This window comes from Tsukamurella sp. USMM236 (assembly GCF_037148755.1).
Classification (GTDB): Bacteria; Actinomycetota; Actinomycetes; order Mycobacteriales; family Mycobacteriaceae; genus Tsukamurella.
The window spans coordinates 838482-861610 of the sequence record NZ_JBBCSS010000001.1; the positions used below are offsets into that span (position 1 = coordinate 838482).

Annotated in this window: 25 protein-coding genes and 1 tRNA gene; 16 read left to right on the forward strand and 10 right to left on the reverse strand. The window is 72.6% G+C overall.

Features of this window, described 5'->3' with window-relative positions; translation table 11 throughout:
* Positions 1-133: 133 nt before the first annotated feature.
* Complete coding sequence (locus tag WFK95_RS04135) at positions 134-1228, reverse strand: NAD(P)-binding domain-containing protein (protein ID WP_336669954.1); 1095 nt, start codon at positions 1226-1228, stop codon at positions 134-136.
* A 23-nt stretch (positions 1229-1251) separates the two neighbouring features.
* On the opposite strand from WFK95_RS04135, the gene WFK95_RS04140 reads away from it, so the two are divergent.
* The 5 genes from WFK95_RS04140 to WFK95_RS04160 all read left to right on the forward strand — a co-directional run bounded on the left by WFK95_RS04140 (position 1252) and on the right by WFK95_RS04160 (position 5987).
* Entirely contained in the window at positions 1252-1986 is a 735-nt protein-coding gene (locus WFK95_RS04140; protein WP_224648873.1) for an enoyl-CoA hydratase, read from the forward strand.
* 2 nt (positions 1987-1988) lie between these two features.
* Positions 1989-3101 carry an MBL fold metallo-hydrolase gene (locus tag WFK95_RS04145; RefSeq protein ID WP_224648875.1) on the forward strand — a complete coding sequence of 371 codons (1113 nt, stop codon included), beginning with the start codon at positions 1989-1991 and terminating at the stop codon, positions 3099-3101.
* A gap of 10 nt (positions 3102-3111) precedes the next feature.
* Positions 3112-3300, forward strand: a complete 189-nt coding sequence (locus WFK95_RS04150) for an antitoxin (RefSeq protein ID WP_224648888.1) — start codon at positions 3112-3114, stop codon at positions 3298-3300.
* A gap of 31 nt (positions 3301-3331) precedes the next feature.
* Positions 3332-4912, forward strand: a complete 1581-nt coding sequence (locus WFK95_RS04155; protein ID WP_224648890.1) for a VWA domain-containing protein — start codon at positions 3332-3334, stop codon at positions 4910-4912.
* An 82-nt stretch (positions 4913-4994) separates the two neighbouring features.
* Complete coding sequence (locus WFK95_RS04160; protein WP_224648892.1) at positions 4995-5987, forward strand: ABC transporter substrate-binding protein; 993 nt, start codon at positions 4995-4997, stop codon at positions 5985-5987.
* An 8-nt stretch (positions 5988-5995) separates the two neighbouring features.
* On the opposite strand, the gene WFK95_RS04165 is transcribed toward WFK95_RS04160, so the two are convergent.
* A tRNA-Arg gene (locus tag WFK95_RS04165) sits at positions 5996-6072 on the reverse strand.
* A gap of 82 nt (positions 6073-6154) precedes the next feature.
* On the opposite strand from WFK95_RS04165, the gene WFK95_RS04170 reads away from it, so the two are divergent.
* Both WFK95_RS04170 and WFK95_RS04175 read left to right on the forward strand, forming a co-directional pair.
* Positions 6155-7297, forward strand: coding sequence for a metallophosphoesterase (locus tag WFK95_RS04170; RefSeq protein WP_336669955.1), 1143 nt, complete (start codon positions 6155-6157; stop codon positions 7295-7297).
* 18 nt (positions 7298-7315) lie between these two features.
* Complete coding sequence (locus tag WFK95_RS04175) at positions 7316-7750, forward strand: DUF2510 domain-containing protein (protein WP_224648898.1); 435 nt, start codon at positions 7316-7318, stop codon at positions 7748-7750.
* Here the strand turns inward: WFK95_RS04175 and rnhA are convergent.
* On the reverse strand, positions 7747-8190 hold the full coding sequence (rnhA, locus tag WFK95_RS04180; RefSeq protein WP_224648900.1) for a ribonuclease HI: 444 nt from the start codon (positions 8188-8190) through the stop codon (positions 7747-7749). The genes WFK95_RS04175 and rnhA overlap by 4 nt on opposite strands.
* A 37-nt stretch (positions 8191-8227) precedes the next feature.
* On the opposite strand from rnhA, the gene WFK95_RS04185 reads away from it, so the two are divergent.
* Positions 8228-8836, forward strand: coding sequence for a pyridoxamine 5'-phosphate oxidase family protein (locus WFK95_RS04185; RefSeq protein ID WP_224648903.1), 609 nt, complete (start codon positions 8228-8230; stop codon positions 8834-8836).
* Here the strand turns inward: WFK95_RS04185 and WFK95_RS04190 are convergent, their stop codons facing one another.
* Positions 8837-9931 carry a hypothetical protein gene (locus WFK95_RS04190; RefSeq protein WP_224648905.1) on the reverse strand — a complete coding sequence of 365 codons (1095 nt, stop codon included), beginning with the start codon at positions 9929-9931 and terminating at the stop codon, positions 8837-8839.
* A gap of 143 nt (positions 9932-10074) precedes the next feature.
* On the opposite strand from WFK95_RS04190, the gene WFK95_RS04195 reads away from it, so the two are divergent.
* Together WFK95_RS04195 and cobF are read left to right on the forward strand one after the other, a co-directional pair.
* On the forward strand, positions 10075-10698 hold the full coding sequence (locus tag WFK95_RS04195) for a TetR/AcrR family transcriptional regulator (protein ID WP_224648907.1): 624 nt from the start codon (positions 10075-10077) through the stop codon (positions 10696-10698).
* Entirely contained in the window at positions 10695-11459 is a 765-nt protein-coding gene (gene cobF / locus WFK95_RS04200; RefSeq protein ID WP_336669956.1) for a precorrin-6A synthase (deacetylating), read from the forward strand. Before WFK95_RS04195 ends, cobF begins: the two co-directional genes overlap by 4 nt.
* On the opposite strand, the gene WFK95_RS04205 is transcribed toward cobF, so the two are convergent.
* From WFK95_RS04205 to WFK95_RS04215, 3 genes are read right to left on the reverse strand one after another with little or no spacing between them, the layout of a single operon-like run.
* The gene (locus WFK95_RS04205) at positions 11432-12352 is read right to left on the reverse strand and encodes a sterol desaturase family protein (RefSeq protein ID WP_336669957.1); all 921 of its coding nucleotides are present in this window, start codon (positions 12350-12352) and stop codon (positions 11432-11434) included. The genes cobF and WFK95_RS04205 overlap by 28 nt on opposite strands.
* A 52-nt stretch (positions 12353-12404) precedes the next feature.
* Complete coding sequence (locus WFK95_RS04210; protein ID WP_336669958.1) at positions 12405-13070, reverse strand: helix-turn-helix transcriptional regulator; 666 nt, start codon at positions 13068-13070, stop codon at positions 12405-12407.
* A gap of 4 nt (positions 13071-13074) precedes the next feature.
* Positions 13075-13827 carry a 3'(2'),5'-bisphosphate nucleotidase CysQ gene (locus WFK95_RS04215; protein WP_224648917.1) on the reverse strand — a complete coding sequence of 251 codons (753 nt, stop codon included), beginning with the start codon at positions 13825-13827 and terminating at the stop codon, positions 13075-13077.
* A gap of 22 nt (positions 13828-13849) precedes the next feature.
* Here WFK95_RS04215 and WFK95_RS04220 point away from each other — a divergent pair, with 22 nt between their 5' ends.
* The 3 genes from WFK95_RS04220 (at position 13850) to efeB (ending at position 18056) form a co-directional block, all read left to right on the forward strand.
* On the forward strand, positions 13850-14722 hold the full coding sequence (locus tag WFK95_RS04220; RefSeq protein ID WP_336669959.1) for a DNA-formamidopyrimidine glycosylase family protein: 873 nt from the start codon (positions 13850-13852) through the stop codon (positions 14720-14722).
* Positions 14723-14788: 66 nt separating this feature from the next.
* Positions 14789-16819, forward strand: coding sequence for an iron uptake transporter permease EfeU (gene efeU, locus WFK95_RS04225; RefSeq protein ID WP_336669960.1), 2031 nt, complete (start codon positions 14789-14791; stop codon positions 16817-16819).
* The gene (gene efeB / locus WFK95_RS04230; RefSeq protein WP_336669961.1) at positions 16809-18056 is read left to right on the forward strand and encodes an iron uptake transporter deferrochelatase/peroxidase subunit; all 1248 of its coding nucleotides are present in this window, start codon (positions 16809-16811) and stop codon (positions 18054-18056) included. Before efeU ends, efeB begins: the two co-directional genes overlap by 11 nt.
* A 183-nt stretch (positions 18057-18239) precedes the next feature.
* Here efeB and WFK95_RS04235 read toward each other — a convergent pair whose 3' ends face one another.
* On the reverse strand, positions 18240-18860 hold the full coding sequence (locus tag WFK95_RS04235; RefSeq protein ID WP_224648925.1) for a DoxX family protein: 621 nt from the start codon (positions 18858-18860) through the stop codon (positions 18240-18242).
* An 84-nt stretch (positions 18861-18944) separates the two neighbouring features.
* Positions 18945-20390, reverse strand: coding sequence for a MocR-like transcription factor YczR (yczR, locus tag WFK95_RS04240; protein WP_336669962.1), 1446 nt, complete (start codon positions 20388-20390; stop codon positions 18945-18947).
* A 61-nt stretch (positions 20391-20451) separates the two neighbouring features.
* On the opposite strand from yczR, the gene yczE reads away from it, so the two are divergent.
* From yczE to WFK95_RS04255, 3 genes are all read left to right on the forward strand, one after another.
* Positions 20452-21162, forward strand: a complete 711-nt coding sequence (gene yczE / locus WFK95_RS04245) for a membrane protein YczE (protein ID WP_224648930.1) — start codon at positions 20452-20454, stop codon at positions 21160-21162.
* Positions 21081-21818, forward strand: a complete 738-nt coding sequence (locus tag WFK95_RS04250) for an SDR family oxidoreductase (RefSeq protein ID WP_224648932.1) — start codon at positions 21081-21083, stop codon at positions 21816-21818. Before yczE ends, WFK95_RS04250 begins: the two co-directional genes overlap by 82 nt.
* Positions 21819-21948: 130 nt before the next feature.
* Positions 21949-22176: a hypothetical protein gene (locus WFK95_RS04255; RefSeq protein WP_224648935.1), complete on the forward strand. Its 228-nt coding sequence runs from the start codon at positions 21949-21951 to the stop codon at positions 22174-22176.
* Between the two features lie 3 nt (positions 22177-22179).
* On the opposite strand, the gene WFK95_RS04260 is transcribed toward WFK95_RS04255, so the two are convergent.
* On the reverse strand, positions 22180-23076 hold the full coding sequence (locus WFK95_RS04260; protein ID WP_224648937.1) for an NAD(P)-dependent oxidoreductase: 897 nt from the start codon (positions 23074-23076) through the stop codon (positions 22180-22182).
* Between the last annotated feature and the right edge of the window lie 53 nt (positions 23077-23129).

Below are 23129 nucleotides of genomic sequence, written 5' to 3' on the forward strand. Positions count from 1 at the left end.
CAAGGCCCACGCGAGACGACGGCCGTACCGGACGCGACTACGAACGAACGAGGGTGGGGTGGGGAAGACGCGGTCGAGCGCATCGGAGGCCCCGAGCCGCTAGGCGAGCGGTCCGACGTCTAAGCGAGCCGCGTCATCCCCGCCCCGCCCGGCCCGTACCCAGCGCCCCGCCGACGACCTCGGCGATCGCTTTCGCCGCCTCCCTCCCAGCGCGATTGGCCCCGATCGTCGACGCGGACGGGCCGTAGCCCAGCAGGTGCAGCCGCGGCTCGCCGGCGACCTCGGTCGCGAGCCGGCCGGTCATGACGATGCCGCCGCCGGGGGAGCGCAGGTTCAGCGGCGCGAGGTGGTCCATCGAGTAGCGGAAGCCGGTGCACCACAGGATCACGTCCGCGGGCACGAGCGTTCCGTCGGCGAGCAGCGGACCGTCGGGCGTCAGGGAGGCGAACATCGGGCGCCGGACCAGCACCCCCGCCTCGATGCCGCGGCGCATGGCTTCGGTTATGGGCAGTCCGGTCACCGAGACCACGGAGCCGGGCGGCAGGCCCGCCCGCACCCGCTCCTCCACGCGCGCCACGGCGCGACGCCCCTTGTCGGGGTCGAAGGGCGTGGTGTCCCACTGCACCTCGCGGCGGGTGAACCAGGACGTCTCCGCGACCTCGGCGATCTCCAGGAGCAGCTGCACCGCGGTGATCCCTGCGCCGACCACGGCGACCCGCTTCCCCGCGAAGGGCTCGGCGGTGCGGTAGTCGTGCGCGTGCAACTGGGTCCCGCGGAACGACGGTGCGCCCGCCACCGTCGGCCAGAACGGCCGGTCCCACGTGCCCGTGCAGTTGATGACCGCGGCGGTCCGATACTCGAACGGGCCCTCGGCGCCGTGCCCGGCCACGAGGTAGCCCTCGTCGCAGCGCGAGACCGAGGCGACGTGGGCGGGCCGGTGCACGTCGATGTCGAACCGCTTCTCGTAGTCGCCGAAGTACTGCGCGACGCCGGTGGCGGCCGGGACGTCATCGCAGTCGGTGCCCAGCGCGTCCTGCAGACCCCAGCCCGGCAGGTCATGGACGTGATTCGCCGAGCGGAGCGTCAACGACGGCCAGCGCTGCCGCCACGCGCCCCCGGGACCGGCGTTGTGATCGAGAACAATAGAATTCTCGATACCGAACCTGGGGAGGAAGTAGGCGGCCGAGAGACCGGCCTGGCCAGCACCGACCACGACGACATCCTTCACCCCCGTAGCGTAGATTGCCTGCCATGATTGGTTACACGCTGGAGGAGAAGGTCGCCGTCATCGAGTTCCAGCGCCCGGAAGCGCGGAACGCTCTCAACCCCGAGATCATGGACGGCCTGGAGGCGGCGTTCGACCGCGCGGAGGCCGACGGGGTCTTCGTCATCGTGCTCACGGGGCAGGGCACCGTGTTCTCCGCGGGGGCGGATCTGCGATCGGGCGCGGTGCTGGACAAGAACTTCATGGAGCGGGTCATCCGCTTCTACCGCCGGGTCGAGGCGATGAAGCAGATCCTGGTCGCCGCGGTCAACGGGCCGGCCGTGGGGGCGGGCGTGCAGATGGCGATGCTCGCGGACCTGCGCGTGCTGGATCCCAGCGCGACGATCGCGATCCCCGCCGCCAAGCTCGGCGTCACCATCGACAAGTGGACGCTGCGCCGCCTCGAGGACCTCGTCGGCGGCGGCCACGCCCGCGGTGTGCTGATGGCCGCGCAGAAGATCGGCGCCGAGAAGCTGCTGGACCTGGGTTTCGCCAACGCGATCGGCGACCGCGAGGCGGCGCTCGAGTTCGCCCGCGGCATCGCGAAGCTCGCCCCGCTGTCGCTGCAGAACTACAAGGCGCTGTTCAAGTCGGATGTCGCGCTGGAGCCGGCCACCGAGGAGGAGATCGAGCGCCTGCACGCGGTGTGGGACTCCGAGGACCTCAAGGAGGCCATCATGGCCCGGATCGAGAAGCGCGAGCCCCGCTTCACGGGTCGCTGATCATGCGGCTGGGGAACGTCGTCACCTTCGCCGCGGGCGCGGCCGCCGGTATCGCCGGCGCCGCGGGGATCCGCGCCGCGAGCGGCCTGAAGCGGTCGATGGGCGCGCAGGTGGACACCGTGTACACCAACACCGATCCGGACAGCCCGCACCAGCGGTTCGACGCGGCCAAGATCGCGCGCGGCGTCGTGGGCCGGGCCCGGCACGGGGTGGGGGCACCGTCGGGCCCGATCCCGCTGGCCGCCGACCCGAGCCCGGAACAGCCCTCCGACCTGGCCGTCACCTGGTTCGGGCACTCGTCGGTGCTCATCGAGGTCGACGGCTTCCGGATCCTCGCCGACCCCGTCTGGGGCGAGCGGGTGTCGCCGTCGCCGACGATCGGCCCCGCGCGGCTGCACCCCGTTCCCGTGGCACTGAGCGCGCTGCCGCACATCGACGCGGTGATCATCAGCCACGACCACTACGACCACCTCGACCTGCCCACCATCGACGAGCTCACCCGCGACCGCGACGTGCCCTTCTGCGTGCCCGTCGGCGTGGGCGGGCACCTGCGCGCGTGGGGCGTCCCCGAGGACCGGATCGTCGAGCTGGACTGGGACCAGGCGCACACGCTGACGAGGGACGGGAAGAGCGTCAAGGTCGTGTGCACCGAGGCCCGGCACTTCTCCGGCCGCGGCCTCACCCGCAACTCCACGCAGTGGGCGTCCTGGTCGCTCGTCGGCCCGGAGCACTCCGTCTTCTTCGGCGGCGACACCGGCTTCACCGAGCGCTTCAAGCTGGTCGGCGACCACTTCGGCCCGTTCGACCTCACGCTGCTGCCCATCGGCGCCTACGACCCCCTCTGGCCCGACGTGCACACCAACCCGGAGGAGGCCGTCGCGATCCACGCGATGATCGCCAAGCCGGGCGCCCCGCTCGTACCCGTGCACTGGGCCACGTTCAACCTCGCCTTCCACGACTGGTCCGAGCCCGTCGAGCGGCTCCTCGCCGCCGCGGAGGAGGCCGGGGTCGCCACGATCATCCCCATGCCGGGCGGCCGGGTCGACGGTGCCGGCGCGGGCCCCGCGGGCGCGATCATGCCTGGTACGCACGACTGGTGGTCGACGGTCCGCTAGCCTGGCACGCATGGATTTCAAGGATCTCGCGAACAAGGCCAAGCAGGCGCTGGGGAAGAACCCGAGCGTCATCGACAAGGCCGGCGACTTCATCGACGGCAAGACCGGCGGCAAGTACTCCGCGCAGGTGGACAAGGCGCAGGACGCCGCGAAGAAGTTCGCCGGCGGCCAGCAGGGCCAGCAGGACCAGCAGCAGTAGTTCAACCTTCAGAAAGGGCGACACCGCACTCATGGGTCGTCATTACGCGCCGGGTGAACCGGCCGCGGAGAAGCCGCGCGGCAGGAACGTCGCGCGGCTTCTCGTCGGAGCAGGCCTGGTCGCGGTGCTCGTCGCCGGGATCGTCGCGATCGTCGGCGGGAAGTTCGCGGGCTGCGGCGCGTCGAGCACCGTCACCGTGATGGCCGATCCGGCGCTCGCTCCGGCCCTCCGCTCGCAGGCGTCGCTCGCCTCCGATCGATGCACCACCATCGCGGTCGCCGAGGCGCCGGACCGCGAGTCCGCGGGTCGGCTGCAGGCCGGCGCCGCCGACCTGTGGTTCGCCCCGTCGCGCTCGCGCGCCGAGGCGGTCTCCGCCCAGCTCGGCCGCGACCTGCCGACCACCGTCGTGGCCGGTTCCCCGATCGTCCTGGCGGGCGCCGCGGTCCCGCAGCCGGCGAGCTGGTCCGAGGCCATGACGCAGGCCACGATCCGCGCGGTCACGGCCGATTCCCCCTACGCCGACGCGCCGGTCGTCGCGGCCGTCGCCGAGTCCACCCGCCCCGGCGGCGGCGACGACCAGGCCCTCAACGCCGTCCTGGCGCAGTACGCCCAGGCCGCCAAGCGCGTCGACGGCGATCCCGTCACGGCCGCGGCCGCCGACGGCGGCGTCGTGGTCGTGCCCGAGTACGCCTACCTCGCCGCGAAGAAGGGACGCGGCGACCTCGCCGCCGTCGTCCCCAAGACCGGTGCCCCGCGCGACGAGCTGCTGCTCGCCGTCGCCGCCACCGGCGAGCGTCAGGCCGCCGCGACCGACGCCGGCAAGCGCCTCGCCGCGGCCTTCACCTCCGGCGACGGCCTCGCCGCCCTCGCGCGCGACGGCCTGCGCGGCACCGCGCTGGCGGAGGCACCGTCGGGCGGCGTGGGCGCGGTGACGGCGCTCCCCGACCCCGATCGGACCCGGCTCGCGCACGCCGAGCAGGCCTACTCGACCCTCGCGGTGCCGCTCAAGGCGCTCGTCGTGGTCGACACCTCCGGCTCGATGGACGAGAAGGTGGGCGACACCACCCGCATCGGGATGCTCGCGTCGGGCTTCACCAAGGTCGTGACCCAGATCCCCGACGCGAACGCCGTCGGCCTGTGGACCTTCTCCCTCGCCACGAACGGCGGCAAGGACTGGACCGAGGTCGTCCCTACCGCGCGCCTCTCCGACAAGCGGGGGGACAAGACCCAGCGGCAGCTGCTGCTCGACGGCGTGAACTCGCTGCCCGGCCGCGTCCGCGGCGGCACCGGCCTCTACGACACGACGCTCGCCGCCTACCGGCAGGCGGTCAAGGACTTCGACCCCGCCTACTCGAACTCGCTGATCCTGCTCAGCGACGGCGGCAACGAGAAGAACGGCGGCACCACCCTCGACCAGCTGGTGGCGGAGCTGAAGAAGCTGGTGGACCCGGCGCGGCCGGTCAACATCCACACCGTCGGCATCAGCAAGGACGCCGACCTGCCCGCCCTCAAGCGGATCGCGGACGCCACCAGCGGCACTGCGCAGTCGGCCGACACCGAGCAGCAGATGCTCGCGGACTTCGTGAACGCGGTCGCCAAGCGCGCGAAGTAGGCTTCCGGACCGGTCGGGCATATCGGACTACCTAGGATAGGCTCCCCTCATCGTCTGACGTGTTCGGAAACGGAGCCCGCCCATGAAGTCGTCCCTCGTGCGGATCGCGATCGCCGCGCTCGCCATCGGAACCCTCACCGCCTGCGGCAGCGCCTCGCCGACCGGCCCGTCCGCGGGCAGCGGTACGCCGGGGGCGGGCTTCCCGCGGACCGTCGAGCACGCCATGGGGACGACGACCATCCCCGCTCAGCCGCAGCGGATCGTCGCGCTGGACGACTCCTACGTCGAGCAGGCCCTGATGCTCGAGACCCAGGTGGTCGGGTACACCGACTACCGCACCGAGGGCGGCGGCCTCGCCGAGCACCTGGGCGCGTCGCGTAGCTTCGGTGCGGGCGCGGTCAGCGTCGGCCCGCTGACGGCGCCCTCGGTGGAGCGCGTCGCCACGCTGGACCCCGATGTCATCGTCAGCGCCAAGGTCCGCCACGAGAAGCAGTACTCGCAGCTCAGCGCGATCGCGCCGACCGTGATGAGCGAGACGACCGGGCAGACCTGGCGAGAGAACATCGCGCTCCTGGCGAAGAGCCTCGGCAAGGAGTCGCTGGCCGCCGAGCGTCTCACCCAGTACGAGGCAGAAGCCGCGAAGGTCGGGCGCGCGGTGCGCGCGAAGGCCGGGGAGCAGGCGACGATCTCCGTCGTGCGGTTCGTGACCAGCGGGCCCACACGCCTGTACGGCCGGAAGTCGTTCACGGGCATGGTGATCGCAGACGCGCGCCTCGCGCGGCCCGCGGCGCAGGACGTCGACGAGCTCATGGTGGAGATCAGCCCCGAGCAGATCCCGATGGCGGACGGTACCAGGATCTTCGTCGCGACCAACGGCGCGAAGGCCGCCGACGCGCGGGGCGAGTTCGAACGCAACCCCCTGTGGGCGTCTCTGGTCCCGAAGGTCGTCACGGTCGAGGACCGGGAGTGGATCAGTTCGGTGAGCGTGCAGGGCGCGTACACGATCCTCGCGGACATCGCGGCCGCGTTCGGGGTCGAGGGGCCTGCGATCCCGTCCTGGATCTCCGGGCGGTAACCGCGTACTGGTGCCCCCGACAGGAATCGAACCTGCGACCTGATCTTTAGGAGAGATCCGCTCTATCCGACTGAGCTACGAGGGCGTGCGGCACGAGTTTAGCCACGCGGAGCCCGCCGGGTACATTCGGATGTCCGAGTTTGCAGCATCACGAGGGGGTTGGCCGCGTGCCGATCGGCATCTCAGTACTTCTGGTCGTCACGCTGGGCTCGCTGGCTCTCGTGCAGCGTCGCGTGGTCCGGCGGTGGACGACCCGGCCGGCGCGCATCGCCGGGAACGTCGCCGTCGCCGTGGCCGTGGTCCTCACGGCGTGCAGCGCGGTCGGCCTGCTCGCGGGCGCGGGCGTGATCGCCCCCGATCGCGTCCGCTGGATCAGCGCCGCCGGTCTCACGTGGCTCGCGACGATCTTCTACCTGCTGCTCACCCTGCTCGTCCTCGGCGTCCTGTGGGTGCTCACCCGGCTGGTGCGGCTCGTCCGCCCCGGGGTCGACGGTGCGCCGCTCCGTCGCGCCGTGGCCCTCGTGGGCGTGGTCGGCGCCGTCGCCGCCACGCTGTACGGGCTGGTCGAGGCCGCGACGCCGCGGGTGACGCACACGCAAGTGAAGCTCGCTTCGATGCCGGCCGCGTTCGGCCCGCTCAAGGTCGCGCTCATCACCGACATCCACGCCGGCCCGGTGCGCAGCCGCGGCTTCGTGCAGGGCGTCGTCGACCGGGCCAACGCCCAGCGGCCCGACCTCGTGCTGATGGCCGGCGACCTCATCGACGGCACGGTGGCGCAGATCGGCGACGACCTGACGCCGCTGCGCGACCTGCGCGCCCCGCTCGGCGTCTTCGCCGTGACCGGCAATCACGAGTACTACGCCGGCGACGTCGTGAACTGGGTGCAGCGCTGGCGCGACGTCGGCGTCGTCCCGCTGACCAACGGTTCGGCGCGGCTCGAGCGGAACGGCGCGACGGTCACGCTCGTGGGCGCCAACGACCGGACGGGCAAGGCGCCGCACGAGGTGGACTACGACGCGGCCTTCGCCGGCGTCGATCCCGCGGCCTTCACGGTGGCCATCGCGCACGAGCCGCTGCAGGGCCGCGAGTTCGCCAAGCGCGGCGCGGACCTGCAGGTCGCGGGGCACACGCACGGCGGCCAGATCTGGCCCTTCCGGTACTTCGTCCGGCTGCAGCAGCCCGCGCTGCAGGGGCTCGAATCCGTCGACGGGATGCCCGTCTACACCAGCCGTGGCGCCGGCGCGTGGGGGCCGCCCGTGCGCGTCGCCGCGCCGCCGGAGATCGCGATTCTGGAGCTGAGCGCGGCCTGACCGGGGCATGATCCGGGTATGGCGATCCGCGCGAGTACCGAGGTCGGGCCGGTGACGGTGAGCGTGGCCCCGTCGGCGCGGACCCGCCGCAAATCCACCGCCGCCCGTCGCGTGCCCGTCCTCAAGCTCCCCGCCACCCGCGTCCCCGCGGGCCTGTCGCTGCCGCGCCGGGTCGACCTGCCGCCGCCCGTCGCGCCCGCGGGCTGGTACCCCGACCCCGAGGACGCCGCGCGGATGCGCTGGTGGAACGGCACGAAGTGGACCCGCCGGTTCGCGTCACCCGGCGCTACCTCGGCGAAGGTCCGCGCCCGCACGGCCGATGCGCCGCCGAGGCTGCGCCCCGCGCAACGACCCGTGAAGCGTCGCCTGCTTCCCAACGTCGCGTTCTCCGGGAACGGAGGCACGCAGGGACCTGTCCGTCGTCGCAGAACTCGACGTTCGGAGCGCGACTAGGCGTCCCGCGCCTCCTGCGCGCCGCGCGAGGCCAGCTGGTCGGCGAGCTCGTTGCCCTCGTTGCCCGCGTGCCCCTTCACCCAGCGCCAGTCGATCTCGTACTGCGCGGCGGCCTGCTCCAGGCGCTGCCACAGTTCGGCGTTCTTCACGGGCTGCTTGGCGGAGGTCTTCCAGCCGTTGCGCTTCCAGCCGGCGATCCACTTGGTGATGCCGTTCTTCACGTACGAGCTGTCGGTGTAGAGCACCACCGGCATCGGCCGCGTGATCGCCTCGAGCGCGGAGATGGCGCCCATGAGCTCCATGCGGTTGTTCGTCGTGTCCTTCTCGGCGCCGTACAGCTCCTTCTGGTGCTCGCCGAAGCGCAGCACCGCGCCCCAGCCTCCCGGCCCGGGATTCCCCAAGCACGCGCCGTCGGTGTAGATCACGATCTCGTCCGCCACGAGGAGCCATCCTAGCGGTGCGCGCTACCGTGAAGCCGTGCCGAACAATCACTACCACCACCTGGTCTTCGGCGACGACGCCCTGGAACGCCAGCGCCGCAACGGCAGCTACGTCGCGTACGGCCGTCAGCTCGAGCGGGGCGACGACGGCCCGCAGGCCCTCACCGACCGCGAGCTGCTCATGATCACCCGCGCCGACCAGTTCTGCCTCGCCACCGTCACCCCGCACGGCTGGCCCTACCTGCAGTACCGCAGCGGCCCGGCGGGCTTCGTGCAGCACGACCCCGCGACGGGGCGGCTCGGCTTCATCGACATCCCGGGCAACAACCAGTTCGTCACCCTCGGCAACCTCGCGGACGACGACCGGCTCGCCATGTTTTTCGTCGACTACCCGCGGCGCGTGCGGCTCAAGGTCTTCGGGCGCGGCACGGTGCGCGAGACCGCGGACCGCCGGGTCATCGAGATCGCCGTCGAGGCCTTCGACTGGAATTGCCAGCGCAGCATCATCCCGCGCTTCGACCGCGAGTACATCAAGCAGCTCGGGGCGGCGTACCAGAAGGTCGCCGCGGAGCGCGAGGCCGAGCTGCAGACCGAGATCGACCGACTGCGCGCCCGCGTCGCCGAGCTGGAGGGCGACGCCGGCTGATCAGGGCTGCGTCGGGCTGTCGAAGCGCGGGTCGCGGCGCGGGATCGCCTCGGTCTCGGGCCTGGGCGAGACCTTCACCGGGCGCGGCGGCCGCTTCACGACCTGCGTGTGCTGCTCCGACGGGGTGACCGGACCCGGCTTCGGCGGCACCGTGCCGGGCCAGTTCCGGTCCCAGTCGGGCTGCGGCCGGCGCTGCGCCACCGGCGCCACGGCGGTCCGGGTCTGCTCGTCCGGCACGGCGGCCGGGGCGGGGAGCGGGGGAGGCGTGTGCGCCGGCATCGGCGGCGCGACGGGGCGGCCCCAGCCCCCGTCCGCGGGCGGGTACTGCTGGTTCGACGGTGGCTGCGGCGCGTGCTGCGGAGGCATCGGCGCGGCCGGCAGCGGCGCCCCGGGCAGCGGGGCGCCGGGCAGCTGTGCGCCCGGGATCTGGCCGCCGGGCTGCTGAGCGCCGGTCATCGGACCGCCGGACGTCTGGCCGGCGGGACCGAAGGGCGACGCCGGGAACTGCGGTGCCTGCGGCGCGGGTTGCGCGACGGTGGCGGGGGCGGACCGTCGGGCGAGGAGCAGTGCGAGGGCGCCGAGCGTCGCGACCACGGCGGCGACGATCACGGCGTAGGGGCCGACGCCCGCCTTCGTGTCGACCTGCACGCTCACGCCCTCGACCGCCACCGTCTGCGTGCCGACGGGGACGACCGCCGCGTACACGCCGAGGGCGATCCCGGCCACGCCGACGACGACGGCCCCCGCGGCGCCGAGGCGTCGCTGTCCGGCGGGCCCGAGGGCCGCGACCGCCGCGAGGAACACGACGGCCACTGCGAGCCCGACGGCGACCCATCCGCCCCACGCGACGTCGTTCGGCACGGACGACGAGACGTCGACCCCGCCGAACGCGGGCATGGTGACCGCGCCGATCCCGCTGACCCGGGCCTCGAGCGAGGACAGCAGGCCTCCCGGCACGCCCTCGGGCGCCCTGGCCGTGACCGTGAACCACGTGAGGAAGGCCGCCACGACGAGGCCGACGGCGCCCGCCACGGCGAGGACGAGCCCGGCGATCCGGGCCGCGCCGGATGCGGATGCGGGCGGTGAATCGGGCATTGCGGACCTCCTACGACGTGATGTCCACAACGCTAGGTCGTCGCGGTTGGCGGTCGCTGAAGTACCGCTGAAGCCGAGGCTACCGACGGGTACACTGAGCCGATGGAACAGCGACGCACATTCTGTCCCACGGGGACGGCCGGATGACCGCGGCGCTGCAACCGACGGACGATCCCCGGGGTCGCGCGAAGACCCGTCGGCGACTGATCCGGGCGGCGTACCTGGTGTTCGCGCAGCACGGCTACGGCTCGACGAACGTCACCATGGTGTGCGAGGCGGCCGGCTTCACCCGGGGCGCCTTCTACTCCAACTTCACCAGCCTCGAGGAGCTGTTCATCGAGGTCTGGCGGTTCCACGTGCAGTGGATCATGGACGTCATGGCCAAGGTCGTCGACACCTACGTCGTCCAGGGCGCCGACTACGGCAAGCTCATCGAGATGGCCGTCCGCGCGATCCCCGTCAACGAGCGCTGGCAGCGCGTGAACGGCGACTTCGTGGCGCTGTGCACCCGCACGCCCGAGCTCAATCAGACGGTCCGCGACGCCCAGCAGATGCTGCTCGCCAATATGATCCCCACCGTGATGCACGTGCTCGAGGCGGCCGGCCGCCGGGTCACCGCGCCCGAGGCGCTCGGCTACGCGCTGCTCGCCGTGCACGAGGGCACCGCGTCGTACTGCGTGATTGACCCGGAGAACGAGACCCTCAAGCAGAACCGCATCGACCTGCTCACCGCCACGCTCAACATGTACAGCGAGCCGATCGCGTGACCCGCACCGCTCTGGTCATCGGCATCGGCGCCGGCGACCCGGGGCACGTCACCGTGGGCGCGATCGACGCGATGCGCGCCGCCGACGCCCTGTTCGTCCTCGACAAGCCGAACGCGGGCACGCTCACCGGGATCCGGCAGGAGATCGTCGACCGGCACGCGCCGGACACCCCCGTCGTGCTCGTGCCCGACCCGCCGCGGGACCGGTCCGCCGAGCGCGGCGCCTCGCGGCCCGACGGTGCCTACGCCGCCCACGTCGCCGACTGGCACGACGCCCGGGCCGCCGCGCTGGCCGTGGCGATCGCCGAGCACGTCCCCGAGGGCGGGAACGCCGGCTTCCTGGTGTGGGGCGACCCGTCGCTGTACGACTCGACGCTGCGAGTTCTGGATCGCGTGGCCGACTCACTCCCGCTGGCGCCGAAGGTGATCCCCGGCATCACCAGCGTGCAGGCACTGACCGCCGCGCACGCGATCCTGCTCAACCGAGTGGGCGAGCCGATCCACATCACCACCGGCCGCCGCCTGCACGAGGACGACGGCCGCAACACCGTCGTGATGCTCGACGCGGACTGCACCTTCCGCGAGACCGCCGAACCGACGGACCACGTCTACTGGGGCGCCTACCTCGGCACGCCCGACGAGATCCTCCTCGACGGCCCCGTCGGCGAGGTGGGAGACCTGATCGCCCGCACTCGCGCCGAGGCCCGCGAGAAGCACGGCTGGATCATGGACGTCTACCTGCTCCGCCGCCCCGCCGACTGAAGCCGGTCGCGCACCGTCCGGCGCGGCAGCGGGCCCATCTCCCCGCAGCCGCCCGCCGCGGTGAACGGCACGACGAGCTGCGCGCCGTAACCCGTGGGGTAGTCGGGCTTGGCCGCCATGCCGAGGTCGGCGCTGGTGAACCGGCGGCGGCGATCGAGGACGTACGTGCCGAACAGGTGGTCCCAGAGCAAGGTGAACAGCCCGAAGTCGACGTCGCCCGCCCCGGCCTCGCGCTGGTGGTGGAACCGGTGCCCCTCGTTGAGCGCCAGCACGGACCGCAGCGGCCCGACGCGGTAGTCGGCGTTGGAGTGCTGCAGCAGCAACTGCACCGCGACCATCGCCGCCAGCGCCGACGCGACCGGCACGGGCATGCCGAGGATCAGCAGCGGCGCGACGCCGCCGATCGTCTCCAGCGTCTGGTGCAGCGGGTGCTTCATCAGCCCGTTGAGCCCGTAGCAGCGGGTCACGCTGTGGTGCACCGCGTGCAGCCGCCACAACCAGCCGTACCGGTGGCTGGCCATGTGCACCACGGTGATCCCGAGGTCGGCGACCAGCACCGCGAGCAGGACCTGCGCCCAGAAGGGCAGCGCGTGCGGCCACCACGACCCCGGGCCGCGGAGCGCCGCGACCAGCGGGATCACCGCGAGCGAGGCCAGCATCAGCGACTCGTTGACCAGCACGTGCGCCACGTCGCGGCTTGCGTCGTCATGCGAGCGGTTCCACGCCCGCTCGTAGGGGATGACGCGCTCGGCGGTGAAGGACAGCGCGATCGCGACCAGGACCACGCCGATCAGGGTGAGCTTCGGGGCGCCCGATCCGGCGAGCGCGATGATCGTGCCGTTTACGCCGACGAGCATGAGCAGTGGATAGCCGTAGCGGAGAAGGTTTCTCATGCGTCCAGCCTCGCCGCGGGACCGGCCGCCGGGCTTGTACGGATCGATCGGATCAGCCGAGGGCGGCCAGCAACTGCTGCGGCGACAGGCCGAACATCTCCCGGCACACCCGGCTGGCGTGCGCCCCGTCCGCGAAGCCCGCGGCGTGCGCGGCGTCGGTGATCGACGCCCCGTCGCGCACCCGCTCGGCCATCGCGCGCAGGCGTGACCAGCGCACCCAGGCCGGGAAGGCGAGGCCCAGGTCGCGGCGCCACAGCCGGCTCAGGTGCGAGGCCGACACCCCGATCTCCGCCGCCACGGTGGTCAGCGACAGGGGCTCGGATCGCCGCCGCGCCACCACGTCCAGCGCCGACCGCACGTACGGATGCACAGGCCGGAGCCCGTCCCGCGCCGTCGCCAGCGCCCGCAGCTCCGCCTCCGTGGGCGCCTCGGGGAGGTCCGCCGGCACCGCGTCCGGATCCAGGTAGACGGTGAGCCCCGCCGCGCCCGGCGCGACCGGGCCGATCGCGTGCACGGTGCCCGCCGGGATCACGAAGGCGGTCAGCCCCTCCCGGACGTGCGGCGGACCGTCGGGCGGCTGGACGGTGACGGTGACCGTCCCGGACCTGAGGGCGAGGAGCTGCCACGCCGCGTGCCGGTGCCGCCCCGTCGTGCCGACGGCGCCGTCGTAGGCGAGCGCGCCCACGCCGAGGTGCACCGACCCCGTCCACCCGCTCATGCGCTCAGTTCAGCGCGTCGAGGACCTTCTCCGCCAGCTCCGGGCGGCAGACCACCAGGTCGGGGAGGTAGGGGTCGGGGTTGTTGTAGGTGAGCTCGCTGCCGTCGAGGCGCGAGCAGTGCAGGCCCGCGGCCCGCGCGACGCCGACGGGGGCGCAGGAGTCCCACTCGTACTGGCCGCCCGCGTGCAGGTACACGTCGACCTGCCCGGTCACGACGGCCATCGTCTTCACCCCGGCGGAACCCAGCGAGACGGGCTGCAGGCCCAGCGACTCCGCGACCCGGAACATGCCGGGCGTCGCGCGGCTGCGCGAGAGGGCGAGGTTGCCCGTCAGCGCGCCCGTCGGCGCGGTGACGGTGTCGGAGCGGAACACCCGGTCCATCGCGGGCAGCGAGACCGCGCTGTGCACCGGCTGCCCGCCCTGCGTGAGCGCGACGTGCACGGCGTAATCGGGACGGTGCGCCGCGTAGTCGCGGGTGCCGTCGAGCGGATCGATGACCCACACCCGCTCGGCCGACAGCCGTTCGGTGGAGTCCGGCGCCTCCTCCGAGAGCACCGCGTCGTTCGGCCGGTGCCGGCGCAGGACGCGGGCGATCCAGGCCTGCGCGAGCCGGTCGCCGGTGTCGCCCAGCACCCCGTCGTCGAGCAGGGAACCGTGCCGGATGGACTGCAGGATCCGCCCGGCACCGTCGGCGATCTCGGCCGCGAGCTCGATGTCGGACAGGGCGCCACCGTCGGAACGGCCGAAGAAGGTCATACCCCCACCCTAGAGTGGCTGTATGCCGGAGCTTCCCGAGATCACCGCGATCGCGGACTACGTGGGCGCCAAGGCCGTCGGCACGCAGGTCCGGCGGGTCGACGTGGCGGCGCTGTCCGTGCTCAAGACCTATGCGCCGGGCCCGCACGACCTGGTCGGGGCCACCGTCACCGGCACGCGCCGGATCGGCAAGTACTTCATCCTCGATGCGCGCAAGGGCGACGAGGATCTCTCCCTCGTCGTGCACCTCTCCCGCGCCGGGTGGCTGCGCTGGTCGGAGAAGCTCTCGCCGACGCCGCTCAGACCCGGCGGGAAGTCGCCGATCGCGCTGCGCGTGCACGTCGGGCCGGAGGGCGAGGGTTTCGATCTCACCGAGGCGGGCACGCAGAAGCGGCTCGCGGTGTGGATCGTGCACGACCCGCAGGAGATCGAGATGGTCGCGACGCTCGGCCCCGACGCGCTGGCCGTCACCCGCGACGAGTTCGGCGCGATCCTCGCCGGCTCGCGCGCGCAGCTCAAGACGCTGCTCCGCGACCAGCGCACGATCGCGGGCATCGGCAACGCCTACTCCGACGAGATCCTGCACACCGCGAAGCTCTCGCCCTTCGCGGCGGCGAAGTCCCTGGATGCGCAGCAGGCGGACGCCCTGTACGCCGCCATGCGGTCCGAGCTCGAGGACGCGGTCGAGCGGTCCGTCGGGCAGCACGTCGCCACCCTCAAGGCGGAGAAGCGCTCCGGGATGAAGGTGCACGCCCGCACCGGCAGCCCCTGTCCGGTCTGTGGCGACACCGTGCGCGAGGTCTCCTTCGCCGACCGCTCCTTCCAGTACTGCGCCACGTGCCAGACGGGCGGCAAGGTGCTGGCGGACCGTCGGATGTCGAAACTGCTGAAATGAGCCCAAACCGCCCTGAGGTTAGGCATCGCTGCATAGTCGATTGAAGGCGTGCCTTACCTTCTAGGCATGAACTGGGGTGATGCCGTCCCGAACTTCCTCATCGGCCTGCGTGAAGGCCTGGAAGCGGGACTGATCGTGAGCATCCTGCTCGCCGCCGTGAAGAAGTCGGGCGGTTCGCGGGTGCCGGTGTGGTTGGGCGCGCTGGGCGCGGCCTCGTTGTCGGTGAGTTTCGGGGCGATCCTGACCTTCACCACGTCGGAGCTGTCGGCCACGGTACGCGAGGTCGTCGCGGGCACGCTGAGCGTGCTCGCTGTGCTGCTCGTGACGATGATGATCTTCTGGATGCGGCGCACCGCGGCGTCGCTGTCCAAGGAACTGCGCGCCGACGTCGAGACCGCGATGGTGCTGGGCGCGGGTGCGCTCGTGCTCACCGCGTTCTTCGCGGTCGCGCGCGAGGGCCTGGAGACCACGCTGTTCCTGTGGACCGCGGCGCGCGCCTCGGGCGACGCGGTGGGCCCCGCCGTCGGCGCGGCGCTCGGCCTCGCGGTGGCGTTCGGCATCTGCGTGCTGCTCTACCGGCAGGCCGTGCGGCTGAACCTCGCCACGTTCTTCCGGTACACCGCGATCCTGCTCATCGTCGTGGCCGCGGGCGTCCTCGCCTACGGCCTCGGCGACCTGCAGAACGCGGGCATCCTGCCCGGCCGCACCTGGATCGCGTTCGACCTGTCCGGCAGCATCAGCACCGACTCGTGGTGGGTGGCGCTGATCGGCGGCATCACCAACCTCGCGCCGAAGATGACGGTGCTGCAGGTCTTCGCGTGGCTCGCCTACCTGGTGGTCGTGCTGGGGATCTTCCTCGGCACGAAGCCCGCACCGGCGACGCCGGGCGAGAAGGGTCGCTTCGAGGCCTGGGCCGCGCGCCTCGCGGGCACGCGCACCGGCCTCGCGGCCGCGGTCGTCGTGCTGGTGCCGCTGCTCGTCGCGGGCCTGATCATCGCGATCCTGCCGGCCAAGCCCGCCGCCGCGGGCGCGGTGACCGTCACCGAGGCGGACTGCGCCAAGGGCTTCAGCGGCGCTTCGGCCGGGCAGCAGCGCATCACCGTGACCAACAAGTCCGGCAAGTCCGGCGAGATCACCCTGGTCGACAGCGGCGACGCCGTCGTCGGCGAGATCGAGACCCTCGGCCCGGCCACCACCGCCGACCTGTCGGCGACGCTCGGGGGCGGGAGCTACCAGTTCGTCTGCTACCTCGCAGGGCAGAAGGAGACCCGCTCCGAGCAGTTCACCGTGACCGGCGGCGGTGCGGCTCCGAAGGCCGTCGCGCGCGTGACCAAGGACGATCTCGACGGCGCCAACGCGAAGTACCAGGACTACGTGCTGACGGTGCTCCCCGCCGTCGAATCCGCCCTGAACCGCGTGAAGGCCGCGCTCGGCGGCGGCGACACCGCGGGCGCCAAGGCGGCGTGGCTCGACGCCATGACCGCGTGGGAGAAGGTCGGCGCCTCGTACAACAGCTTCGGCGAGGCCGGGACGGCCGTCGCGGGCCTGCCCGACGGTTTCGCCGACGGGGTCCGCGATCCGGAGTTCTCCGGCATCCGGCGCATCGAGTACGGGCTGTGGACCGGCGAACCGTCGGCGGCGCTGACGGCGCAGGTCGACAAGACCCTCGAGGGCCTGACGAAGGTCCGCGCCGACCTGCGCACCGACGACATCGCCGGTGACCCGATCACGCTCACCAAGCGCGCCCAGGAGATCCTCGAGGATGCGCTGCGCGACCACCTCACGGGTGTCAGCGACCAGGGGGCGCACGCCGGCTACGCCGCGACCGCCGCCGACGTCGAGGCCACCCGCGCCGTGCTCCGCGTGCTCGAGCCGCTGCTCGCGCCGCGCGTCCCGGACCTGGTGTCCACCGCTCGTCGCGAGCTGGACGACATCACCAAGGCCCTCGACGCCGTCAAGCGGCCCGACGGCACCTACCCGCCGCTCGAGGCTCCGCCGCTGGCGTTGCGGCAGAAGATCAACGGCACCGTCGGGCAGGCCCTCGAGACCCTGTCCGCCGTGCCCAACCTCCTGGAGATCCCCAAGCATGAGCGATGAGACGACGACCGGCACCGGCCGGCGGAAGTTCCTGCAGGGCGCGGCGGTCGGCGCCGTGGGCGTGGCCGCCGTCGGCGGCGTGCTGGCCGGGGGCGCGCGCAGCGACGCGGCGCAGTCCTCGGGCCCGACGGTGCGCGACTCCTACCCGTTCGAGGGCGAGCACCAGTCCGGCATCCTGACGCCCGCCCCGGCGGAGAAGCAGGCGGCCCTCATGGTCGCGGCGTTCGACGTGATCACCGATCGCGCGGGCCTGGAGAAGCTGCTGCGGACCATCACCGACCGCGCGCGCTTCCTCACCGCGGGCGGCACCCCGGCGAACCTGGGCGTGGGCAAGCCGCCCGCGGACAGCGCGGTGCTCGGGCCCGTGGTCCCCGCCGACGGGCTGACGATCACGCTCGGCGTGGGCTCGTCGCTGTTCGACGACCGGTTCCGGCTGGGCGGGAAGAAGCCCGCGAAGCTCAAGCCGATGACGGTCTTCCCCAACGACCAGCCCGACGCCGCGCAGATGCACGGCGACCTGGTGCTGCAGTTCTGCGCCAATAACCCCGACACCGTGCACCATGCGCTGCGCGACATCGCCAAGCACACCCGCGGCGCGATGCAGCTGCGGTGGAAGATGCAGGGCTACGGCGCACCGCCGCGGCCCGAGGGCGCGGCGCGCAACCTCATGGGCTTCAAGGACGGCAGCGCCAACCCCGTCGGATCGCAGGCGGAGGAGCTGATCTGGGTGACGGGCGGCGGCGAGCCCGCGTGGGCGACCGGCGGCACCTACTTCGTGGTGCGGCTGATCCGGATGATGGTCGAGTTCTGGGACCGCGTCTCGATCGCGGAGCAGGAGGGCATGTTCGGCCGGCGCCGCGACTCCGGCGCCCCGCTCGACGGTGCCGCCGAGACCGACGATCCCGACTACGCCGCCGACCCCGAGGGTGACGTGATCCCGATGGACTCGCACATCCGCCTGGCGAACCCGCGCGAGGGGGAGAAGACGGAGAAGCAGCGCCTGGTGCGCCGGTCGTACAACTACGACCTGGGTTTGGACATGAACGGCAACATGGCGTGCGGCCACGTCTTCCTGTGCTTCCAGCAGGACGTCGAGGCGCAGTTCGAGGAGGTGCAGAAGCGCCTGATCGACGAGCCGCTCACCGACTACGTGACCCCGTTCGGCGGTGGCTACTTCTTCGCCGTCCCCGGGGTGCGGGGTGCGGACGACTTCCTGGGGGCCGGGCTGTTCCGCTGAGGCCGGGCTCCTCACGATGTCGCCTTCTGCGGCGTCGCGCGTGCGCTGGAACACGTGCGGTCCCGCAGAATTGGAGTTTCTGAGCTGCGCGCCCGCGCACAGACGACGATGCCGCCGGACCCTGGGTGAGGGGTCCGGCGGCATTCGCTCTTTCGCGGCCGGTGAGTGCCGCGGCGGCGGGGACTACTTGATGAGCTTGTCCGCGCCGTCGTTCGTGCCCGTCTCCGGGTCGTAGTCGCCGAGCAGGAAGTCGCCCTCGGCGGCCTCGTCCTCGATCTCCTGGGACACGGCCTCGGCCTGCGCGAGCACGGCGTTGCGGCGGGCGATGGTGACCGCGCCGCCGGCGACGGCGCCGCCCAGCGCGAGGGCCGCGATCCACGGCTTGTTCAGGCGGTCGCCCAGCAGGTGGTCGACCGAGTACTTGCCGGGGCCGGTCAGCGCCAGCGCGGCCGCGGCGACGCCGAGGGTGATCGGGTACTCGTTGCCGCCGCCCTGCGCGGCGAAGCCCTGCGGGCGGTGGACCTCGGCGGCGACCAGCATCGCGCCCACGCCGCCGGCCGCGGCCAGCGGGGTCGCGGCGCCGAGCGCGAGGGCGGCACCGGCCAGCTCGCCCGCGCCGGCGAGGGCGGCGTTCGGCTTGCCGGGCGCGAAGCCCATCGACTCGAAGCCCTGCCCGGTGGCCTCGAGGCCGTGGCCGCCGAACACCCCGAAGAGCTTCTGCGCGCCGTGGTACGCGAGGGCGCCGCCGACGGCGGTACGCAGGGCGAGGAGCCCGAGGTCACGTGCGGTGTTGTTCTGTCCCATGTCGGGGTCCCTTCCAGCGGAGGTCGTCGGTTCTGAGGCGTTCAACCGGACCGCGGTCCCAAGGATTCCCGGGAGTGGTCCACTTCACACGACGAGCTGCCCCTCGAGGTCGGGCATCGTCGCGCCGCCCGTCGCCCGACGGTACGCCGTTCCCACCAGCTCGATGGCCTGCGCGAGCTGGTCCGGCGGCAGGGAGTAGGGGATGCGGATGTTGCGCTCGAGGGCGCCGTCGACCCCGAAGGCGGAGCCGGCGGCGATCCGCACCCCCAGGCCCGCGGCGGCCGCGGCGGTGGCGGTCCCGACGGGCCGCGGCAGCGTCACCCACAGGCACAGCCCGCCGACGCCGGGGGAGACCGTCGCGCCGGGCAGGTGCTCGGCGACCGCGTCCAGCGCGACCGCCCGCGCCGTTCGCAGCGAATCCAGCCGCCCGGGGAGGAAGTCGGCGAGGTGGTCGAGGGCGTAGCCGGCCGCGAGCTGCTCGAAGACGGCGCCGGCGAGGTCCATGTCGTAGCGGGCGGCGGTGAGCGAGTCGGGCGAGGTCTCGGTGCGGATCCAGCCGACCCGCAGGCCCGCCCAGATGGTCTTGCTCGCCGACCCGAGCGTGATGATCCGGGCGCCGCGCGGCGCGAACGCGGCGACGGGCGGGGGAGCGGGAACGTCGAGCGCGAGCTCGGCCATCGTCTCGTCGACCACCACGGGCACCCGGTAGCGCGCGGAGATCTCGCCGAGCCGCCGCCGCCCGGCCTCGTCGAGCAGCAGCCCCGTCGGGTTGTGGAAGTCGGGGATGGTGAAGATGATCCGCGGATTCTGCTGCTTCACGACGGCCTCGAGCTGGTCGAGGTCCCAGCCGTGCTCCGGGTGCAGCCCCACGGCGACGGGCCGCGCATTGTGCCGGCGCAGCGCGAGGATGGTGCCGTGGTGCGTCGGCTGCTCGATGACGACGCGGTCGCCCGGATGGACCAGCGTGTCCAGCACGACGCGCAACGCGTGCTGGGCGCCGGAGGTCACGAGGATCTGTTCCTCCGCGGTGGGCAGGCCGCGGTCGGTGTACCGCCGCGCGATCGCCTCCTTGAGCGCCCGCACGCCGCCGGGGTAGAGGCCGATGCCCGCGAGGTAGGGCGGCGCGCACTCGAGCGCGTGCCGGTAGCCGTCGTGCACGATCTGGTCCGGTGCCGACGGCGCCGCGATGTTCAGCCGGATCAGGTCGGCCTCGGGGCCGGTGTCCGCGGGCTCGGCGGGCACGGCGTGCGGCAGCGAGAGCACGCTGCGCGCGCCCTGCCGGGACTGCAGGTGCCCGCTGTCGCGCAGCTCGGCGTACGCGGTGGTCACGGTCGTGCGGCTGACCTCGAGGTGTGCGGCCAGGGCGCGCTCGCTCGGCAGCGCGGTCCCGACGGGGACCCGTCCGTCCAGGACCAGCAGGCGCAGCGCCTCGGCGAGCGCGAGGTAGGCCGGGCGCGGACCGTCGGGCTTCCAGGAGCCGAGCTGGCGGACCAGGGCGGCCGCGCCGACAGTGCCAGTTGAGGGGAACATGAGGCCAGTATCTCAGAACTGGCTATGGATTGCCATGCCACTTGGCGTCAGAGTGAGTGTCATGATGATTCGACTCATGAAGCTGTTCGTGGGCCTGTGGCTGTACGGCACGGCGATGGTCGCGATCCTGCGCGCGGGCCTCGGCAACATGCCGTGGGACGTGCTGCACCAGGGGCTCGCGGAGAAGATCGGCCTGTCGGTGGGGGTGACGTCGATCGTCGTCGGCGCGCTCGTGCTGCTCGCGTGGATCCCGATCCGGCAGAAGCCGGGCTTCGGCACGGTCGCCAACGTGATCGTCATCGGCGTCGCCTTCGACACCATGGCGCCCCTGTTCCCCGAGAACCCCGCGCTGGTCGTCGCGGTCCCGATGATGCTGGGCGGCATCGTCCTCAACGCCTTCGCGACGGTGCTCTACATCGGGGCCGGCATGGGCCCCGGCCCGCGCGACGGGTTGATGACAGGGCTCGTCGCCCGCACCGGCGGCTCCGTGCGGGTGGTGCGCACGTCGATGGAGGTCCTGGTCGTGATCGTGGGCTTCCTGCTCGGCGGCACCCTCGGCATCGGCACCGTGCTGTACGCGGTGGGCGTCGGCCCGCTGATCCAGCTGTTCGCGAAGACCGGACTCGGCGGCCCGGCGCTCGCCCGCGGCGAACACGGCGGCGGAGACGATGCAGTCGCTAAGGTGGGCGAATGCGGATCCTCATCACCGGAGCCAGCTCCGGTCTCGGCGAAGGCATGGCTCGGACGTATGCGGAGCGCGGCGAGGACGTAGGGCTCCTGGCCCGCCGCCTCGACCGGCTCGAGGCCCTGCGCGCCGAGCTCACCGCCTGCCCCAAGGCCGGCGCCGTCGAGGTCGGCCGGCTCGACGTCACGGACTTCGACGCCGTGCCCGTCGCCATCGCCGACATCGCGGAGCGGCTCGGCGGCCTCGACCGGGCGATCATCAACGCCGGCATCGGCAAGGGCGCCTCGGTCGGTACCGGCAATGCCAGGGCCAATATCGAGACGGTGCAGACCAACCTCACCGGCGCCCTCGCGCAGGCCGAGGCGGTGCTCGAGATCTTCCGCGCGCAGGGCCACGGCCACCTCGTCCTGGTCTCCTCGATCGCGGGCGAGCGCGGGCACCCCGGTGCGGGCACGGCGTACGCGGCCAGCAAGGCGGGCCTCAGTGCACTCGGCCAGGGCATGCAGGCGGAGTTCCCCAACGGGCCGATCAAGATCACCGTGATCAAGCCCGGTTACATCGAGACGGCGATCACTGACGGCCTCAAGACGCCGCTGATGGTCCCGCTCGATCAGGGGGTCAAGGCCATCGTCAAGGCCATCGACCGAGCGCCGCGCGAGGCCGCTGTGCCGCCGTGGCCCTGGGCGCCGATCGGTGCCGTGCTGCGGCACGCCCCGGACGAGGTCACCCGCCGCCTGATCTGAGCCCCGACCGGATCCCCCGGAAGGACTAGGGGCCCACCCCTGAGGCGCCGCCCCGAAACGTGGGGGCCCGGCCCGGATGTGCCGCGACACCGAAGTTCCTAGCGTTAGCAGGGACGAAAGGTGGTGCGAAATGCGCACATTCATCAAGACAGCCACGATCGCCTCCGCAGCCGGAGTCGCGCTCATCGTCGCCGCGGCCCCCGTCCACGCCGACCCGGACATCAGCGACTACGCCCGGGGCAGCATCGGCGAGAGCTGCGCCGGTTACAACGTCGGCAAGCTCGCGCTCGAGCGCAGCCAGGGCTTCGTGCTCAGCTGCAACGCGAACGGCACCTGGCAGATCCCCAAGGAGCCGTGAGCCCTACTCCGACGGCTTCCGCTCGGCGACGAACCGCCGGGTGACGGACATGTCGCGCTCGCCCAGCCCGGCGGCGACGATCTCCTCGAACTCGGCCAACAGGGCGGGCAGCAGCGCCGCCTCCGTGCCCGTGGCGGCGGCGACCTCCGCCCCCGACTTCAAGTCCTTGAGCAGGTACTTCGCCATCCCCGACGGGGTGTCGTCGCCGGTGACCAGCTTCTCCTTGCGCGTGTCCAACAGGCGCGAGGCGGCGTAGCCCCCGCCGAGCAGGTCCCACATCGTGCCGAGGTCGATGCCCGACCGGTCGGCCAGCACCGTCGCCTCGCCCAGGGCGGCGATGGTCGCGGCGACCACCAGCTGGTTGCAGGCCTTCGCGACCTGCCCCGCCCCGAGCGGCCCCAGCCGCACCGGCGTGCCGCACGGCGCCAGCACCGCGGCGGCGAGCGCGCAGTCCTCCTCGGTGCCGCCCAGCATGATCGACAGCGTGCCGGCGATCGCGCCGTCGTCGCCGCCCGAGACGGGGGCGTCGACGACGCGGACCCGGCCCGCGGTCTCGCGGTCGAGGCGCTCGGCGAGGGCTCGGACGCCGGGCGCGGAGGACGTGGAGCCGATGAGCAGCAGCAGGGGGCGGTCGCCCGCGAGCAGCCCGCCCGCCAGCACCTCCTCCACCTCGGGCAGATCTGGCAGCATGAGGAGCACGACGTCGGCGACGGCGGCGAGCGATGCGGCGCCGTCGTGCTGCACGGCACCGTCGGCGACGAGGTCGGGGCGCGAGCGCCGCGCGGTGATGTGCACGCTCCCGTGGCCGCGGGCGAGGTGCCGCGCCATGGGGGCGCCCATGGCGCCGAGTCCGATCACGCCGACCGTCACCCCGTTCAAGGGGGCCGAAACCTCCGTCATTCGTCCAACCTAGCGAATTGCGTTCAATATGTTGGCCGATTGATTAGACTCGC

Bases quoted from the DNA above. Each gene is read 5' to 3' on its own strand.
- WFK95_RS04140 (WP_224648873.1), top strand. From the start codon at position 1,252: ATGATTGGTTACACGCTGGAGGAGAAGGTCGCCGTCATCGAGTTCCAG.
- WFK95_RS04145 (WP_224648875.1), top strand. From the start codon at position 1,989: ATGCGGCTGGGGAACGTCGTCACCTTCGCCGCGGGCGCGGCCGCCGGT.
- WFK95_RS04150 (WP_224648888.1), top strand. From the start codon at position 3,112: ATGGATTTCAAGGATCTCGCGAACAAGGCCAAGCAGGCGCTGGGGAAG.
- WFK95_RS04155 (WP_224648890.1), top strand. From the start codon at position 3,332: ATGGGTCGTCATTACGCGCCGGGTGAACCGGCCGCGGAGAAGCCGCGC.
- WFK95_RS04160 (WP_224648892.1), top strand. From the start codon at position 4,995: ATGAAGTCGTCCCTCGTGCGGATCGCGATCGCCGCGCTCGCCATCGGA.
- WFK95_RS04175 (WP_224648898.1), top strand. From the start codon at position 7,316: ATGGCGATCCGCGCGAGTACCGAGGTCGGGCCGGTGACGGTGAGCGTG.
- WFK95_RS04190 (WP_224648905.1), bottom strand. From the start codon at position 9,931: ATGCCCGATTCACCGCCCGCATCCGCATCCGGCGCGGCCCGGATCGCC.
- WFK95_RS04195 (WP_224648907.1), top strand. From the start codon at position 10,075: ATGACCGCGGCGCTGCAACCGACGGACGATCCCCGGGGTCGCGCGAAG.
- WFK95_RS04205 (WP_336669957.1), bottom strand. From the start codon at position 12,352: ATGAGAAACCTTCTCCGCTACGGCTATCCACTGCTCATGCTCGTCGGC.
- WFK95_RS04210 (WP_336669958.1), bottom strand. From the start codon at position 13,070: ATGAGCGGGTGGACGGGGTCGGTGCACCTCGGCGTGGGCGCGCTCGCC.
- WFK95_RS04215 (WP_224648917.1), bottom strand. From the start codon at position 13,827: ATGACCTTCTTCGGCCGTTCCGACGGTGGCGCCCTGTCCGACATCGAG.
- WFK95_RS04220 (WP_336669959.1), top strand. From the start codon at position 13,850: ATGCCGGAGCTTCCCGAGATCACCGCGATCGCGGACTACGTGGGCGCC.
- efeU (WP_336669960.1), top strand. From the start codon at position 14,789: ATGAACTGGGGTGATGCCGTCCCGAACTTCCTCATCGGCCTGCGTGAA.
- efeB (WP_336669961.1), top strand. From the start codon at position 16,809: ATGAGCGATGAGACGACGACCGGCACCGGCCGGCGGAAGTTCCTGCAG.
- WFK95_RS04235 (WP_224648925.1), bottom strand. From the start codon at position 18,860: ATGGGACAGAACAACACCGCACGTGACCTCGGGCTCCTCGCCCTGCGT.
- yczR (WP_336669962.1), bottom strand. From the start codon at position 20,390: ATGTTCCCCTCAACTGGCACTGTCGGCGCGGCCGCCCTGGTCCGCCAG.
- yczE (WP_224648930.1), top strand. From the start codon at position 20,452: ATGATGATTCGACTCATGAAGCTGTTCGTGGGCCTGTGGCTGTACGGC.
- WFK95_RS04250 (WP_224648932.1), top strand. From the start codon at position 21,081: ATGCGGATCCTCATCACCGGAGCCAGCTCCGGTCTCGGCGAAGGCATG.
- WFK95_RS04255 (WP_224648935.1), top strand. From the start codon at position 21,949: ATGCGCACATTCATCAAGACAGCCACGATCGCCTCCGCAGCCGGAGTC.
- WFK95_RS04260 (WP_224648937.1), bottom strand. From the start codon at position 23,076: ATGACGGAGGTTTCGGCCCCCTTGAACGGGGTGACGGTCGGCGTGATC.